The 14,219-nt window shown below is 61.5% G+C and carries 14 protein-coding genes; 6 read left to right on the top strand and 8 right to left on the bottom strand.

What is annotated here, in order from left to right:
- Position 1 precedes the first annotated feature (1 nt).
- Complete coding sequence (locus PMI28_RS19440; protein WP_007984963.1) at positions 2-943, bottom strand: class I SAM-dependent methyltransferase; 942 nt, start codon at positions 941-943, stop codon at positions 2-4.
- 280 nt (positions 944-1,223) lie between these two features.
- Here PMI28_RS19440 and PMI28_RS19445 point away from each other — a divergent pair, with 280 nt between their 5' ends.
- From PMI28_RS19445 to PMI28_RS19470, 6 genes are all read left to right on the top strand, one after another.
- Positions 1,224-1,841 (top strand): cytochrome b/b6 domain-containing protein, encoded by a 618-nt coding sequence (locus PMI28_RS19445; RefSeq protein WP_007984961.1) that lies wholly within the window; start codon positions 1,224-1,226, stop codon positions 1,839-1,841.
- Positions 1,838-2,623, top strand: coding sequence for a molybdopterin-dependent oxidoreductase (locus PMI28_RS19450; protein WP_007984959.1), 786 nt, complete (start codon positions 1,838-1,840; stop codon positions 2,621-2,623). The genes PMI28_RS19445 and PMI28_RS19450 overlap by 4 nt, the downstream gene beginning before the upstream one ends.
- Before the next feature lie 53 nt (positions 2,624-2,676).
- The gene (locus tag PMI28_RS19455) at positions 2,677-2,946 is read left to right on the top strand and encodes a pentapeptide MXKDX repeat protein (protein ID WP_007984957.1); all 270 of its coding nucleotides are present in this window, start codon (positions 2,677-2,679) and stop codon (positions 2,944-2,946) included.
- Positions 2,947-3,330: 384 nt separating this feature from the next.
- Entirely contained in the window at positions 3,331-3,843 is a 513-nt protein-coding gene (gene fae, locus PMI28_RS19460) for a formaldehyde-activating enzyme (protein WP_007984954.1), read from the top strand.
- A gap of 10 nt (positions 3,844-3,853) precedes the next feature.
- The gene (locus PMI28_RS19465) at positions 3,854-4,888 is read left to right on the top strand and encodes an aldo/keto reductase (protein WP_007984952.1); all 1,035 of its coding nucleotides are present in this window, start codon (positions 3,854-3,856) and stop codon (positions 4,886-4,888) included.
- The gene (locus tag PMI28_RS19470) at positions 4,885-6,333 is read left to right on the top strand and encodes an NAD-dependent succinate-semialdehyde dehydrogenase (protein ID WP_007984950.1); all 1,449 of its coding nucleotides are present in this window, start codon (positions 4,885-4,887) and stop codon (positions 6,331-6,333) included. Before PMI28_RS19465 ends, PMI28_RS19470 begins: the two co-directional genes overlap by 4 nt.
- Positions 6,334-6,456: 123 nt before the next feature.
- Here PMI28_RS19470 and PMI28_RS19475 read toward each other — a convergent pair whose 3' ends face one another.
- The 7 genes from PMI28_RS19475 to PMI28_RS31005 form a co-directional block, all read right to left on the bottom strand.
- Positions 6,457-7,332, bottom strand: coding sequence for a LysR substrate-binding domain-containing protein (locus PMI28_RS19475; RefSeq protein WP_007984948.1), 876 nt, complete (start codon positions 7,330-7,332; stop codon positions 6,457-6,459).
- Positions 7,333-7,547: 215 nt separating this feature from the next.
- Positions 7,548-8,696 (bottom strand): hypothetical protein, encoded by a 1,149-nt coding sequence (locus tag PMI28_RS19480; RefSeq protein ID WP_033063205.1) that lies wholly within the window; start codon positions 8,694-8,696, stop codon positions 7,548-7,550.
- A 130-nt stretch (positions 8,697-8,826) separates the two neighbouring features.
- Complete coding sequence (locus tag PMI28_RS19485) at positions 8,827-10,476, bottom strand: dipeptide ABC transporter ATP-binding protein (protein WP_007984945.1); 1,650 nt, start codon at positions 10,474-10,476, stop codon at positions 8,827-8,829.
- 2 nt (positions 10,477-10,478) lie between these two features.
- On the bottom strand, positions 10,479-11,315 hold the full coding sequence (locus tag PMI28_RS19490) for an ABC transporter permease (protein ID WP_007984942.1): 837 nt from the start codon (positions 11,313-11,315) through the stop codon (positions 10,479-10,481).
- Positions 11,312-12,265: an ABC transporter permease gene (locus PMI28_RS19495; protein ID WP_007984940.1), complete on the bottom strand. Its 954-nt coding sequence runs from the start codon at positions 12,263-12,265 to the stop codon at positions 11,312-11,314. Before PMI28_RS19495 ends, PMI28_RS19490 begins: the two co-directional genes overlap by 4 nt.
- Positions 12,266-12,341: 76 nt before the next feature.
- Entirely contained in the window at positions 12,342-13,985 is a 1,644-nt protein-coding gene (locus PMI28_RS19500; RefSeq protein WP_007984938.1) for an ABC transporter substrate-binding protein, read from the bottom strand.
- The coding region (locus tag PMI28_RS31005; protein WP_238540675.1) for a hypothetical protein at positions 13,964-14,219 on the bottom strand (256 nt) is incomplete at its 5' end. The genes PMI28_RS19500 and PMI28_RS31005, both read right to left, overlap by 22 nt.

The following is a 14,219-nucleotide window of genomic DNA, read 5'->3' as shown; positions in this document are numbered from 1 at the left end:
TTTAGCCTTCCAGCCTGAACACCAACGCCTTCAACCCACACTCGACATCCGCATCCGGAAACTCTGGCGGATTTTCCAGCCGCTGCTCGAACCGCAAGCTCGGTGCCTCACGAGTCACGCCGTCGATCAGGAAGTCGGGGCCAAACGCCGGGTCGTTCATGCACGCCAGCACGGTACCTTGCGGGCTGAGCAATTCCGGCAAACGGCGCAGCACGCGCTGGTAATCCTTGGTCAGTAAAAAGCTGCCTTTCTGGAACGACGGCGGGTCGATGATCACCAGGTCGTACGGGCCTTTGCCGATCACCTTGCCCCAGGACTTGAACAGGTCGTGGCCGAGGAAACTCACCTTGCTCAAGTCGTGGCCGTTGAGCCGGTGGTTGTCGCGACCACGGCTCAGGGCCGGGCTCGACATGTCGAGGTTGACCACGTGGCTCGCGCCGCCTTCGATGGCTGCCACCGAAAAACCGCAGGTGTAGGCGAACAGGTTCAACACCCGTTTGCCTTCGGCATTGGCCCGTACCCAGTCGCGACCATAGCGCATGTCGAGGAACAGCCCGGTGTTCTGCTTGCGGCCCAGGTCGACCCGGTACTTCAGACCGCCTTCGGTGATGGTCATTTCCTCGATGGCTTCCCCGAGCAGCCATTCGGTGGTGCTTTGCAGCAGGTAGCGATGTTGCAGCAGCAGCGTATGGGCGCCGGATTTTGCCCACTGTTCAGACTGGGTAATCGCCATCAGCAACTGTTTCAAGTCTTCCAGTTGCGCTGCTTCCGGCTCCTTGAACAGCGCCACCAGCACCACGCCTTGCAACCAGTCCACAGTCACTTGCTCCAGCCCCGGCCAGCAGCGACCACGGCCGTGGAACAGGCGACGGGTTTCTGTGGGGGCGGCCGCCAGGGCAGTCAGCACCTGTTGGTTGAGGGTGGCGAGGGCTTCAGGGTTCATCGGGTCGGGTCGGTCATTTGTAGGGGGCGGCATTTAAACATAATTGCGCATACGGCGGACCACACAAATCCCCCTGTGGGAGCGGGCTTGCTCGCGAAAGCGGTGTGTCAGGCAATACAGATGTCGACTGACACACCGTCTTCGCGAGCAAGCCCGCTCCCACAGGTTTTCTGATGTTCGTCAGGAACGAGTTATCACGTTTAATTTAACTTTACGTGAGGATTTGGCGATCTTCCGGCTCCCATAATCGGCTCCAACGAATAACAACCGGGAGCCGGACATGTCGCAGACCACTGCTTCACCCAAGTCCAGTCATCCACGCTGGCTACGCCTGACCCATTGGCTTAACGCCCTGGCGGTGCTGGTGATGGTCACCAGCGGCTGGCGCATCTACAACGCTTCGCCGATCTACGAATTCAGTTTTCCCAAGTCGATCACCCTCGGCGGCTGGCTGGGCGGCGCGCTGCAATGGCATTTCGCGGCGATGTGGTTCCTGGCGATCAACGGCCTGATCTACCTGGCCTTCAATCTGTTCAGCGGACGCCTGAAGCGACGCTTCTTCCCGGTTTCGCCCAGAGGCGTGCTGCATGACCTGTGGGCCGCGTTGCGCGGAAAACTCGGACACGCCGACCTCAGTCATTACAACCAGGTGCAACGAGTCGCCTACCTGTTCGTGATGGTCGATATCACGCTGCTGGTGCTCTCCGGGCTGGTGTTGTGGAAGTCGGTGCAGTTCCCGCTGTTGCGTGAATTGCTGTTCGGTTACGAAGGCGCACGGCGTGTGCATTTCTTCGCTATGGCGCTGTTGGTGGCCTTCGTGGCGGTGCATCTGCTGATGGTCGCGCTGGTGCCGAAAACGCTGTTGGCCATGATCGTCGGCCGCAAGGAGCAAGCATGAAAAAGCGCATTCAGATACCCGGGCTGGACGAGTCGTCGATCCTCACCGACGCCCGCAAGATCCTCGCCCCGCAGATTGAAGACCGCTCGCGCCGCTCGTTCCTGCTGCGCGGCCTGACTCTGGGCGGCGTGGCCATGTTGTCCGGTTGCAACATCACCGACAACGAAAGCGTCGAGACCGCGTTGTCGTCCATGTCGCGCTTCAACGACCGCGTGCAGGGCTGGCTGTTCAACCCCAACGCGATGGCGCCGACCTATCCCGAGTCGATGATCACCCGACCGTTTCCGTTCAATGCCTTTTACGGCATCGACGAGGCACCGACGGTGGAGGAGGAGAGCTATCGCCTGGAAGTTACCGGACTGGTCGCCGACAAGCGCAGCTGGCGCCTCGAAGAGCTGCGTGCCATGGCCCAGACCGAGCAGATCACCCGGCACATTTGCGTTGAAGGCTGGAGCGCGATCGGTCGTTGGGGTGGCGTGCGTTTCAGCGATTTCCTCAAGCGCATCGGCGCCGACACCGATGCCAAATATGTCGGTTTCAAATGCGCCGACGACTACTACACCAGCATCGACATGGCCACCGCGCTGCACGCGCAAACCCTGCTGACGCTGACCTATGACGGCGCGGTGCTGCCGCGCCAATACGGCTTCCCGATGAAGCTGCGCATGCCCACCAAACTTGGCTACAAGAACCCTAAACACATTCAGGCGATTTTCGTCAGCAACACCTACAGCGGCGGCTACTGGGAAGACCAGGGCTACAACTGGTTTGGTGGCAGCTGATGAACACCCGAAACATTCACCGTCCGCAATCCCGTGCTCCAAGGAGTTTCATCATGAAAAAGTTGACCACTGTTGTTCTGTCCATGTGCCTGGCCGTTGGTGCCGCCAGTGTCTTTGCAGCTGACACTATGAGTAACGACAGCATGAGCAAGGACTCGATGTCCAAGGATGCGATGAAGAAAGACGCGATGAAGAAAACCGATTCGATGTCCAAGGACGCCATGTCCAAAGGCAGCATGTCCAAGGACGCAATGTCCAAGGACGCGATGAAAAAAGATGCAATGTCCAAGGATGCAATGAAAAAAAGCGAAATGTCTCAGTAAGTCCAAGCACCGCAGACCCTGTGGGAGCGGGCTTGCTCGCGAAAGCGGCGTATCAGTCAACATTGATAGCGACTGACACTACGCCTTCGCGAGCAAGCCCGCTCCCACAGGTTGTTCGCAGGTATTCAGGGGGTATGACTTGAAGTCATACCCCCATGACTTTTAATGGTTACAGCCCCGCCAACCCCCAGTGTTAAAAAATCGCAAACCAGCTCATCAACAACAAAAAAGAGCGTTTGCAACCATGACTCATCATCACTGCCGCGTCTTCGCCAGCGTCCTGCTGCGCTCTTCGAACCCGAACATCTGCCACGCCAGGCCCCGTGCCTGTGTGCGCTGCTGAACCTCCAAACAAATCCCTCTGCGTCCCCAAGAGTAATGATCATGAAAGAACTCGACCTGTACATCGGTGAAGGTTTCGAAGGCCCGGGCGTGAACGCCGCGCACATCAACATCCTGATCGGCCCGCGCAACGGCCCGGCAGGGCAAGCGTTCGCCAACAGCCTGGCGTCGCCTAGCCAGGGGCACTGCCCGTTCATGGTGATCGCCCAGCCGAACATCCCGGTCAAGCCGATGACCCTGTATGTGAACAAGGCCGCAATCGGCAGCGACCTGCACGGCAACGCCACCTGGGGCGCGTCGCAGGCCGGCATTGCCAAGGCGGTTCTGGAAGCACTGCTCGACGGCACCCTGCCGCCGGAAGCCGAGGACGAGTGGGCCATCGTCACCGCCAACTGGGTCAACCCGGCCTGCGACGACCTCGATGCGGTGTACCTGAACAACTACAACGCCTGCCGCACCGCAATCCGCGCCGCCCTGACCGGCAAACCGGAAACCGCGCAGCTAAAAGATGTGGTCGATCACATCAGCAACCCTTTCTACACGCCAAAAGCCTGAGGTCCGCGCCATGCAATACATTCGTTTGGGCAACTCCGGCCTCGAAGTCTCCCGCCTGTGCCTGGGCACCATGAACATGGGCACCCCGGATTGGAAACCGTGGATCTTCGATGAGAAGAAAAGCGAGCCGATCGTCAAGCACGCCCTGGACAAGGGCGTGAACTTCATTGACCTGGCGGATTTCTATTCCGCAGGCACAGGCGAAGAAGTGGTGGGGCGCATCGTCAAGCGCCTGGCCCGTCGCGAAGACCTGGTGATCACCACCAAGGTCGGCTACGGCACCCGCAGTGGTATCAACGCCAGCGGCCACTCGCGCAAGCACATCATGGACAGCATCGATGCTTCGCTGAAGCGCCTGGACATGGATTACGTCGACGTCTTCATGCTGCACTACTTCGACGTCAACACGCCGGTCGAAGAAACCATGAGCGCGATGAACGACATCGTGCGTTCCGGCAAGGCCCGCTACATTGGCGTGTCGACCATGCTCACCGGGCAACTGGCGAAAATTCTCATGGCTTGCGAGCGCAATGGCTGGGTCAAGCCGATCAACATGCAGCTGCAACTGAACTGCGCCTACCGTGAAGAAGAGCGCGAGATGATCCCGTTCTGCCGCGATCAGGGCCTCGGTGTCTCGGTGTTCAGCCCGTTGGCCCGTGGCCTGCTGACCGGTGATGCGCAGTCGACCCGCAACCAGACCGACTTCTTCACCCAGCAGATGTACAGCGACGAAGCCTCGTTCGAAATCGCCCATTCGGTGCAACGTGTCGCCCGTGCCCGTGGCGTGTCCAACGCGCAGATTGCCCAGGCGTGGGTGGCCAACCACCCGGGCGTGGATTGCATGCTGGTCGGCGCCGACACCACCGAACAGTTCGACAGTGCCCTGGCGGCCCTGGAAACCAGGCTCGACACCGAAGAGCTGCACGAGCTGGAACGCAACTACACGCCGTGCGACGTGATCAACGATTACACCGCCGGCAAACGTATCCTGCGCACTGCGCGTCCGGGCCTGGATCGTTTCAACCTGACCGAGGCCGTGGCATGAGCGCGTTGATTCGTCACGGCAATTTCATCGATGGGCAATGGTTAAGCGGTGGGGGGCCCAGCGGCGGTGCGACTTATCCGGTGCTGAACCCGGCCAACGGCGAACTGATCGCTGAGGTGCAAAAGGCCGGCGCAGACGAAACCAACCTGGCCATCGAAGCCGCCAACCGCGCCTTGCCGGCCTGGCGCAAGCTGACTGCCAAGGAACGCAGCCAGCGCCTCAAGCGCTGGAGCGACTTGATGCTAAGCAACCAGAAGGATCTGGCCACGCTGCTCAGCCGCGAACAAGGCAAGCCGTTGGCCGAAGCGATGGGCGAAGTGGTGTATGCCGCGAGCTTCCTGGAGTGGTTCGCCGAAGAAGCCAAGCGTGCCTACGGCGACGTGATCCCGAGCCACAAGGCCGATGCGCGGATCATCGTGGTCAAGGAAGCCATAGGCGTCGTCGCGGCGATTACCCCGTGGAACTTCCCCCTGGCCATGGTCACCCGCAAGGTCGGTCCGGCGCTGGCCGCCGGTTGCACGATGATCCTCAAGCCCTCGGAAGAAACCCCGCTGTCGGCCTTTGCCCTGGCGGTGCTGGCCGAGCAGGCCGGGATTCCGGCCGGCGTGTTCAACATCGTCTCCGGTGATGCCGTGGCGATCGGTGGCGCGCTGCAAGCGTCGAGCATCGTGCGCAAGCTGTCGTTCACCGGCTCGACCCGCACCGGCAAATTGCTGATGCGCCAGGCCGCCGACACCCTGAAAAAGGTTTCGCTGGAACTGGGTGGCAACGCGCCGTTCATTGTGTTCGATGACGCGGATCTGGACGCTGCCGTCAAAGGCGCGATGGCCTCGAAGTTCCGCAACACCGGACAGACCTGCGTTTGTGTGAACCGCTTCTTCATTCAGGACGGAGTGTACGAAGCCTTCACTGGCAAACTCGCCGAAGCGGTTGCAGCGATGCGTGTCGGCAGCGCCCTGGACGGCGAAACCGAACAAGGTCCGTTGATCAACAACGCTGCGCTGGCCAAGGTCGAGTTGCACGTGAGCGACGCGGTGGAGAAGGGCGCCAAGGTCCTGTGTGGTGGCCGTCGTCATGCGCTGGGTGGCACGTTCTACGAGCCGACCATCCTCGCCGACGCCAACAGCGAGATGCTGATCGCCCGGGATGAAACCTTCGGCCCGGTGGCTGCCTGCTTCCGTTTCAAGGATGAAGCCGAGGTACTGCAAAAGGCCAACGACACGCCATTCGGTTTGTCCGCCTACTTCTACAGCCGCGACATCGGCCGCGTGTGGCGCATGGCCGAAGGCCTGGAAGCCGGCATGGTCGGGATCAACGAAGGGATCATTTCCACGGAAGTGGCGCCGTTCGGCGGCATCAAGGAATCGGGCCTGGGTCGCGAGGGTTCGAAGTACGGTCTGGATGACTACCTGGAAATCAAATACCTGTTGATGGGCGGTTTGTAACAGCACCCAAAAAACCTGTGGGAGCGGGCTTGCTCGCGAAAGCGGTGTGTCAGGCAATACATATGTCGACTGACACACCGATTTCGCGAGCAAGCCCGCTCCCACAAGGGGGATGTTGGTGTATCAGGGATTGCTGACCAGTCCCAACCACTCGGTAAACAACCGCACCTTCGACAAGCCCTGCTTGTCATTCGCCACATCCAGCCAATAGCCATACGGCCCGACCACTTCCACCGGGGTGATCGGTAGCAGGCTGCCATTGGCCAGTTCCTTTTCGATCATCTGCCGGTCGATCACCGCCAGCCCACCGCCCGCCAGTGCGGTGTGGATCACCTGGTCCAGGGTGCTGAATTCCAGCCCTTGCCCGGCATCGATGTCGTCCCGGCCCATGGCTGCCAGCCAGTTCTCCCAGACCTTCAGGCGTTTGCCGTCGTGCAGGATGTGCAGCAATGGAAATTGCCGCAGGTCCGGCGGCTTGCCGTCGCTGAACAGTTCCGGGCTGGCCACGGCAATGTGCCGTTCCATCACCAGCAAGCGGCTGTTGCAATGGCTGGCGGCTTCGAGGCCGAAGCGGATGTGGCAGTCGATTTCCGCGAGGCTGTCGTGGCCCAACTGGTTGGTCACGCTGAGGCTGATGTCGGGATAGCGCTGAACGAACGCTCGCAGGTGCGCCGACAGCCAGCGTGTCGCCCAGGTGGGCGGTGCGACGATGCGCAGGCGCTGCCGCAGATTGGGCACGCGTACCGCTTGCAGGGCGCGTTCGATATGGTCGAAGGCTTCCGCCAGGTGCGGGGAGAGGGCGGTGCCGGTTTCGGTCAGGGTCAGGCCCTGGGGCGTGCGGACGAATAGCGCCACGCCGAGATAATCTTCAAGCTGTTTGATCTGCCGACTGACGGCGCCCTGGGTGACATTCAACCCCAGAGCCGCCTGGCTGAAGCTGCGATGCCGCGCGACTTCTTCGAAGACACGCAGCATATTGAGCGAGGGCAGTTGACGCATGTAAGAAGGGCTCCGCACCGGCCGCCGGTGTTGCGTGGGGCAGGTTTGTCTTTAGTAGTTCGGTGGAGCCTATATGACTATCAGCAAGGTGCTGATGCAAGTGTTGTTTCGGCTGGCCTCTTCGCGAGCAAGCCCGCTCCCACAGGGATCACCACTGAACCTGTGGGAGCGGGCTTGCTCGCGAAAGCGTCCTTGCAGACGCTACAAATCCCGGGTCAGAAGTAGTACCCGATGTTCATGTACAACTGATTCTCCCACTGATCGGTCCCACCCGCCCCAAGGCTCTGGGTATAGCTGCTGCCGCCAATGTACGGATCGTTCTTGCCGAACAGCCATTCGGTGTAGACCCACAATTTGCTGACCGCGAACGAGGTGCCGAGGATCATCCGTTGCGAGGTCTTGAAATCATCGGCGGATTTGTCGAAGACGCTGTAGTTGGCGTAGAGCTTGACCCCGCTGACCTGGTCGAACAGGTACTTGCCGGCCACGTCATAGCTGACATCCGCCACGTACAGGTTGCCGCGACTGGCGACGTTGTAGGTGCCGTCGTAACCGCCAAGGGTCACCAGTTCGTCGGTGCCGGGGTTGCGCGGTGACATCTGCTGTCGCGCTGCCTGCAACTGCACGCCCCACGGACCGTTCTTGCCCAGGTAGTGCACGGCCACGGCATTGCGCCGGCCGTCGTTATCGGTGTCCCTGTTCTGAATGCTCGACGTCAGGCCGGAAACACCGACCTCGGATTTCCACGGCCCCAAGTCCAGCGCCCTGGCCACGCGCAACACCACGGTGTTGCGTTCCTGGTTGTCGCTGCCGTCGGCCACGTAGCTGTCGGCTTCCGACACCACGCTGGAGTAGGTGACGCCGTTGCTGGTGCCTTTGCCTTGCCAGGCCGGACGCAGGTAGTAACCGGCCTGGACGTTCCAGTCGCCGCTTTGCTGGATGTACTTGGCGCCGACCTGTTGCACATCTTCCAGGCCGATGACGTTGCCCAGGGTTTCGTAGAAGGTGCTGCCGAAGTACGGCTGCAAACCGAACGGCACCGTGTTCAGGCCCACTTGCACCTGCTGGTCGGGGTTGAACTTGTAGCCGGCCCACGCGTACTTGGCGAATTGGATGTCGCCGTAGTTCTTGGTGTACTGGTAGGGGTAGGAACGGCCGTAGAAACGGTACTGGGCCTCACCGATCCAGGTGTCGGAGTTGTACTTGGCGCTGAGGAACACTGTGTCCAGGCCGAATTTCTGGATGTCGCGATCCGGGTCGTAGTCCCAGCGGGCACGGACGGCGCCGCCGAGGTCGAGGTTGTCGGTGACCTGGACCGCCATGGCCGGTGCTGCCAGGGCGCCGAGCACCGGTATCAAGGCCATGCAATGGATCGCGCGAAGGGTAGGTGTGCGCAAAGTCTTACTCCCGTTTTCTTGATTTTTTGTTGGCAACAGCAACCCCGGCCGCAGCGAATGCTGCGGCGTGGGGGAAAGGTTTTTTCGGGCCGATGGCCTATGGGCGAATCAGTCTCAACGCAGGGCCATCGACAGGGTTGGCCGGTATTGCCGAAGCGCCGGGAGCCGCCGCCAGCAGCGTCTGGGTGTAGCTGTTGTGCGGTCGCAGCAGCACCTGTTCGGCGGTGCCGTATTCGACGACTTCGCCCTGGCGCATCACCGCGATGTAGTCGCTGATCTGCGCCGCCACCCGCAGGTCGTGGGTGATGAACAAGATGCTCAGGTTCAATCGTTGTTGCAGTTCGGCGAGCAACTCCAGCACCTGCTTTTGCACCGAGACATCGAGGGCCGAAACGCTTTCGTCGGCGATCAGCACTTGCGGGCGCATCGCCAATGCACGGGCGATGCCGATACGCTGGCGCTGGCCTCCGGAAAACTGCCGGGGCTTGCGTTTGAGGGCGTCGCGCTTGAGTCCGACCTGTTCAAGCAAATCACCGGCCTCGGCCCAGGCATCCTTGGCCGACAAACCACGCAACTGCGCGGCGCGGGCAATGATGTCGCCGACCCGGTGGCGTGGATTGAGCGAGCCATAAGGGTCCTGGAAAATCATCTGGATGCGCCGCCGATTGGCCGCCAGCGCCGCGCCGCGCAAGGCCAGGAAGTCGGTGTCACCGACCCAGACGTGACCGCTGTCGCTGTCCACCAGGCGAATCGCCGCCTTGACCAGCGTGCTCTTGCCCGAGCCTGACTCGCCGACGATGGCCAGGGTCTTGCCCCGTGGCAGTTGCAGCGATACATCCCGGAGCGCCGCCACCGAGCGGCCGCCGACGTTGTAGGTCTTGTTCAAATGCTCGATGCGCAACGCCAGTTCGCCGTCGGCGCTGGGTACGTGCAATTCCGGGTGCAACGCCGGCACCGCCGCGATCAATTTGCGGGTGTACGGGTGCGCCGGGGCGTTGAGCACCTGATCGCGCTCACCGATTTCCACCAGTCGTCCACCTTCCATCACTGCGATGCGGTCGGCGATCTCCGCGACCACACCGAAGTCGTGGGTGATGAACAGAATCCCGTGCTGGCCGCGCCCGCGCAGTTCGCGCACCAGTTTCAGCACTTGCGCTTGCGTAGTGACGTCCAGCGCCGTGGTCGGTTCGTCGGCGATCAGCAAGTCCGGGTTCATCGCCAGGGCCATGGCGATTACCACGCGCTGGCATTGGCCGCCGGAGAGCTGGTGGGGAAAGCTGTTGGCGATCCGTGGCGGGTCGGGCAGGTGGGTCGATTCAAGCAGGGCGAGCATGCGTTCGCGGCGTTCTGCGTTGGGCATTTGTGGTGCATGAATGTCGAAGATTTCTTCGACTTGCCGGCCGATGCGGATCGCCGGGTTCAGTGCCGCCATCGGTTCCTGAAAGATCATGGCGATGCGATTGCCGCGCAACTGACGCAAGGCATCGTCTGGCATGCGGCAGATGTCGTCGCCGAGAAAATCGATCACCCCTGCGCTGTGGCGCAGGCCTTTGGCGTAGTCGCCCATGATCGCCGCCGACAGCACGGATTTGCCGGAGCCGGACTCGCCGATTACGCAGAGGATTTCACCCTTGCGCACATCCAGGCTGATGCCGTGCACGGCGTGGCTGCGGTCGGCGCCGGCCGGCAGTTCGATGGAGAGGTTCTCCACGCGCAGCACTTGTTGCAGGTTCTGTGGGTTGCTCATGCTCAGCTCCTTGTGCCTTTCTGGGCGTGTTCGTCCAGACCGTCCGCCAACAGGCTCAGGCCCAGCATCAGGGTGGAGATGGCAATGCACGGGAAGATCACCAGGTGCGGGAACGCGATGGCCATGCTGCGGCCTTCGTTGATCATGCCGCCCCAGTCCGGAGTCGGCGGTGGCAGGCCGAGGCCGAGGAAACCGAGGGCGCCGATCATGATCGCGGTGTAGCCGATGCGCAGGCAGAAATCGACGATCAGCGGCCCGCCGCAGTTGGGCAGGATTTCCACCAGCATGATGCGCAACGAGCCTTCGCCCTGGGTGATGGCGCTGAGCACGTAGTCCCGGGAGCGGATGTCGATGGTCAGGGCGCGCATGATGCGAAAGATTGCCGGGGCGCTGGTGAAGGTCACCGCAATCAGAATGTTCAGCGCCGAAGCGCCGAGGGCGATGATGATCACGATGTACAGCACCAGCACCGGGAACGACAGCACCGTGTCGGCGACATAGGACAGGAAGGCATCGACCTTGCCATTGAAGTAACCGGCGCACAGGCCCATGGCAATGCCCACGGTGAACGCCGTCAACGTGGCGAGGATCGACCAGAACAGCACGGTACGTGTGCCCCAGACCAGCCGCGAAAGAATGTCCCGGCCAATCATGTCGGTGCCCAGCAGGAAGCTTTGGCCACTGGGGTCAGCGGTCATCGGCGTGAGCAGCGGGGAGAAGCTTGCCAGCGGATCATGGGGCGCCAGCCACGGCGCAAACGCGGCGATCAGCACCCAGCCGCCCACCAACAGCAGGCCGAGCAGGGCTAAAGGATGTTTGAACGATTGCAGGAAGCTCATTGGCCACCTCCGCCAAGACTGCGCAAGGTGATGCGCGGGTTGAGCCAGGTGTAGGCCAGGTCGGAAAAGATTTTGGTTGCGCCAACCACCGCGCCGCTGATCATCGCGCACGCCTCGATCAGGTACACGTCGTGGTTCAGCGAGGCGGTGTACAGCAGCGAGCCGAAGCCTTTGTAGGCGAAGAACACCTCGACCACGATCACGTTCGACAGCAGCCACGGGATGTACAGCATGATCACCGTGATCGGTGCGATCAGCACATTGCGCAGGGCATGGCGCAGCACGATGCGCGAAGTCGACGCACCCTTGAGGCGAGCAGTACGGATGTACGGCGCCTGCATCACTTCGACCATCGAAGCGCGGGTGATGCGCGCCAGATAGCCGATGCCGAACAGGCACAGGACCATCAGCGGCAGGGCCAGTTCGGCGGCGTTGAAACCTTCACTCATGCTGCTCACGCCCGGCAGCCAGTTGAGCCAGAAGACGAAGATCGCCGAGACGAACACCGCGCTGGCGAAGTCCGGAATCGAAGTGGTGACGATCGACAGGAACGACACCAGGCGGTCCACCAGCGAACCCTGGCGAATGCCCGCCAGAATGCCCAGGGTCAGGGCCACCGGCACCATGATCAACAGCGCCAGACCGGCAAGGATCAGGGTTTGCCCGAGGTTGGGCAGCAACAGATTGATCACCGGCTCACGAAAGTGCACCGAGGTGCCCCAGTCGCCGCTGACGAAATCCTTCAGCCACACCAGGTAGCGCCACAGGAACGGCTGGTTGTAGCCATGTTCCACCAGCCACGCGGCGCGCTGGTCGGCGGCGGAGTAGGGGCCGAGGACGTTGATCGCCACGTCCTCGATGTTCAGTTCGAGGGCGACGAACACGATCAGCGACACCGACAACAGGGTCGCGATCAACGCCATCAATTTGCGCAACAGAAATTCAGCCATGCTTGCAGGCTCCGGCTAATCAAGGGATGCCGGCCCGCCGCACAGGTCGGTGGGCGGGCACATATGGGGCTGCGCGTCAGGCGCTCAACCAGACTTCATCCATTGGGTAGAAGTCCGAAGGGTGAACCTTGAAGCCCTGGACCTTCTTGCTGGTGGCGGTGAACTTGTCACCCCAGAACGGCTGCACCATCACGGCGGCGTCTTGCAGGATGCGCTCGACGTCCTGCATCGCCAGGGCGCGTTGTTTCGGATCGATGATGCCCATGGCCTTGTCCAGCGCGGCGTCGAACGCAGGGTCGCTGTAGTGGCTTTCGTTCCAGGCGGCGCCGCTGCGGTAGGCCAGCTCCAGGGACATCACGCCCAGCGGACGGTGTGCCCAATAGGTCAGGCTGAACGCCGCCTTGTCCCAGATCGGCCAGTACTGGGTGGCCGGGATCACTTTGAGGTTGATGCGGATACCGGCTTCCAGGCAGTTCTGTTGCAGGATCTGCGCGCAGTCCTGTTCGTAGCGGCCCTGGGTGTTGCCGACGATCAGGTCGATGTCGATGCCATTCGGGTAACCGGCTTCGGCCAACAGCTTTTTCGCCCCGGCGACATCCCGCTCGCGCATGGGCAGCGGCGAGTATTCCGGGTGGGAGGGGGCGACGTGGTGGTCTTCACCGAGGGTGCCCATGCCGCGATAGGCAATCTTCAGCATCTGCGCGTTATCGGCACACAGCACCACCGCTTTGCGGATGCGCACATCGGTAAATGGTTTCTGGTCGCAGGCCATGCGCATGACCACGGTTTGCGCCGACTTGCAGCTGAGCAATTGGGCACCCGGCAAGCGTTTGGCCAGGTCCAGTTCGGCGACGGTGACGCGGTACAGCACGTCGACTTGACCGGCCTGCAACGCTGCCAGATGGGTGGAAATGTCGGTGCCCATGTCGACGTAGCGCAGTTCGTCGAGGTTGGCCGGTTTGCGCCAGTAGTCCGCGCGTTTGGCGAAGGTGGCTTGCTTGTTGACCGCAAATGAAACCAGCTTGAACGGGCCGGTGCCGATCGGGTTTTTGGTCCAGTCGTCGCCGGCCTTGAAGCTGCGGTGAACGAGGGTGCAGGTGAAGGCGCTGAGCATTTCCGGGACGGCCAGGATCGGGCGTTTGAGCACCAGGCGGAACTGGTACGGGCCGGTTTTTTCGAAAGCTGCGATGTCCTGGAACGCGGTGCGGTTGACCGACTTGGAATCGGCGGCGATCCAGCGATTGATGTTGTGCTCGACGTCATCCGAGGTGAACTCGTCGCCGTTGCTCCACTTGACGCCCTGGCGCAGGTTGAAGGTCCAGACCTTGAGGTCTTCGGACGGGCTCCAGCTTTCGGCCAGGTACGGGTGAGTGATGTTCTCGGCATCGACCCAGGTCAGGAACTCCAGGGAATTGCGCAGCAGGTTCGACGCTTCGATCCAGGTGATCAGCATCGGGTCCTGGATTTCCTGAATGGCGCAGGCAAAACGCAGGCTGCCGCCCTGACGCGGTGGCTGATCCTCGGCGGCGAATGCCGAATCACCGAGCAGTGCCGAACCGATAAAGGTGCTGGCGCTGGCCACGGTGACGCCCAGCAGGGCGGCGGTGCGCAGGAATTGCCGGCGATTGATCTCGCCGCTTTTGACCTGGGTGCAAAGGTCGTTTACCGCTGGATGCGGCAGGGCGCCGTCCAGAGTCTTTAACTCGTCGAGATGGGGCATGGGGCAGCTCTCATGTTGTTTTTATTTGAGATGGCCGCAGTTTTGTCATCCGGGCAAAGATCGACAAACGATAAAATCAGCGCGGAAACGTTCGATAAATGCATGTTACTGGTGCAGGGCGGTGCCAGCGCCTGAAATAGAAGGGCTGGACACAATCGATGTGGGAGCGGGCTTGCTCGCGAAAGCGGGGTGTCAGATACATCAATGTTGACTGACACACCGCTTTCGCGAGCA

Source organism: Pseudomonas sp. GM48 (assembly GCF_000282335.1).
Taxonomy (GTDB): Bacteria; Pseudomonadota; Gammaproteobacteria; order Pseudomonadales; family Pseudomonadaceae; genus Aquipseudomonas.
Note: the sequence above shows the minus strand (reverse complement) of the source record. Positions and strands in the feature narration are given on the sequence as shown.

Excerpts from the sequence above, each read along its gene's own strand:
- PMI28_RS19470 (WP_007984950.1), top strand. The coding sequence starts at position 4,885 with ATGAGCGCGTTGATTCGTCACGGCAATTTCATCGATGGGCAATGGTTA.
- PMI28_RS19465 (WP_007984952.1), top strand. The coding sequence starts at position 3,854 with ATGCAATACATTCGTTTGGGCAACTCCGGCCTCGAAGTCTCCCGCCTG.
- PMI28_RS19485 (WP_007984945.1), bottom strand. The coding sequence starts at position 10,476 with ATGAGCAACCCACAGAACCTGCAACAAGTGCTGCGCGTGGAGAACCTC.
- PMI28_RS19440 (WP_007984963.1), bottom strand. The coding sequence starts at position 943 with ATGAACCCTGAAGCCCTCGCCACCCTCAACCAACAGGTGCTGACTGCC.
- PMI28_RS19450 (WP_007984959.1), top strand. The coding sequence starts at position 1,838 with ATGAAAAAGCGCATTCAGATACCCGGGCTGGACGAGTCGTCGATCCTC.
- PMI28_RS19475 (WP_007984948.1), bottom strand. The coding sequence starts at position 7,332 with ATGCGTCAACTGCCCTCGCTCAATATGCTGCGTGTCTTCGAAGAAGTC.
- PMI28_RS19455 (WP_007984957.1), top strand. The coding sequence starts at position 2,677 with ATGAAAAAGTTGACCACTGTTGTTCTGTCCATGTGCCTGGCCGTTGGT.
- fae (WP_007984954.1), top strand. The coding sequence starts at position 3,331 with ATGAAAGAACTCGACCTGTACATCGGTGAAGGTTTCGAAGGCCCGGGC.
- PMI28_RS19445 (WP_007984961.1), top strand. The coding sequence starts at position 1,224 with ATGTCGCAGACCACTGCTTCACCCAAGTCCAGTCATCCACGCTGGCTA.
- PMI28_RS19500 (WP_007984938.1), bottom strand. The coding sequence starts at position 13,985 with ATGCCCCATCTCGACGAGTTAAAGACTCTGGACGGCGCCCTGCCGCAT.
- PMI28_RS19480 (WP_033063205.1), bottom strand. The coding sequence starts at position 8,696 with ATGGCCTTGATACCGGTGCTCGGCGCCCTGGCAGCACCGGCCATGGCG.
- PMI28_RS19490 (WP_007984942.1), bottom strand. The coding sequence starts at position 11,315 with ATGAGCTTCCTGCAATCGTTCAAACATCCTTTAGCCCTGCTCGGCCTG.
- PMI28_RS19495 (WP_007984940.1), bottom strand. The coding sequence starts at position 12,265 with ATGGCTGAATTTCTGTTGCGCAAATTGATGGCGTTGATCGCGACCCTG.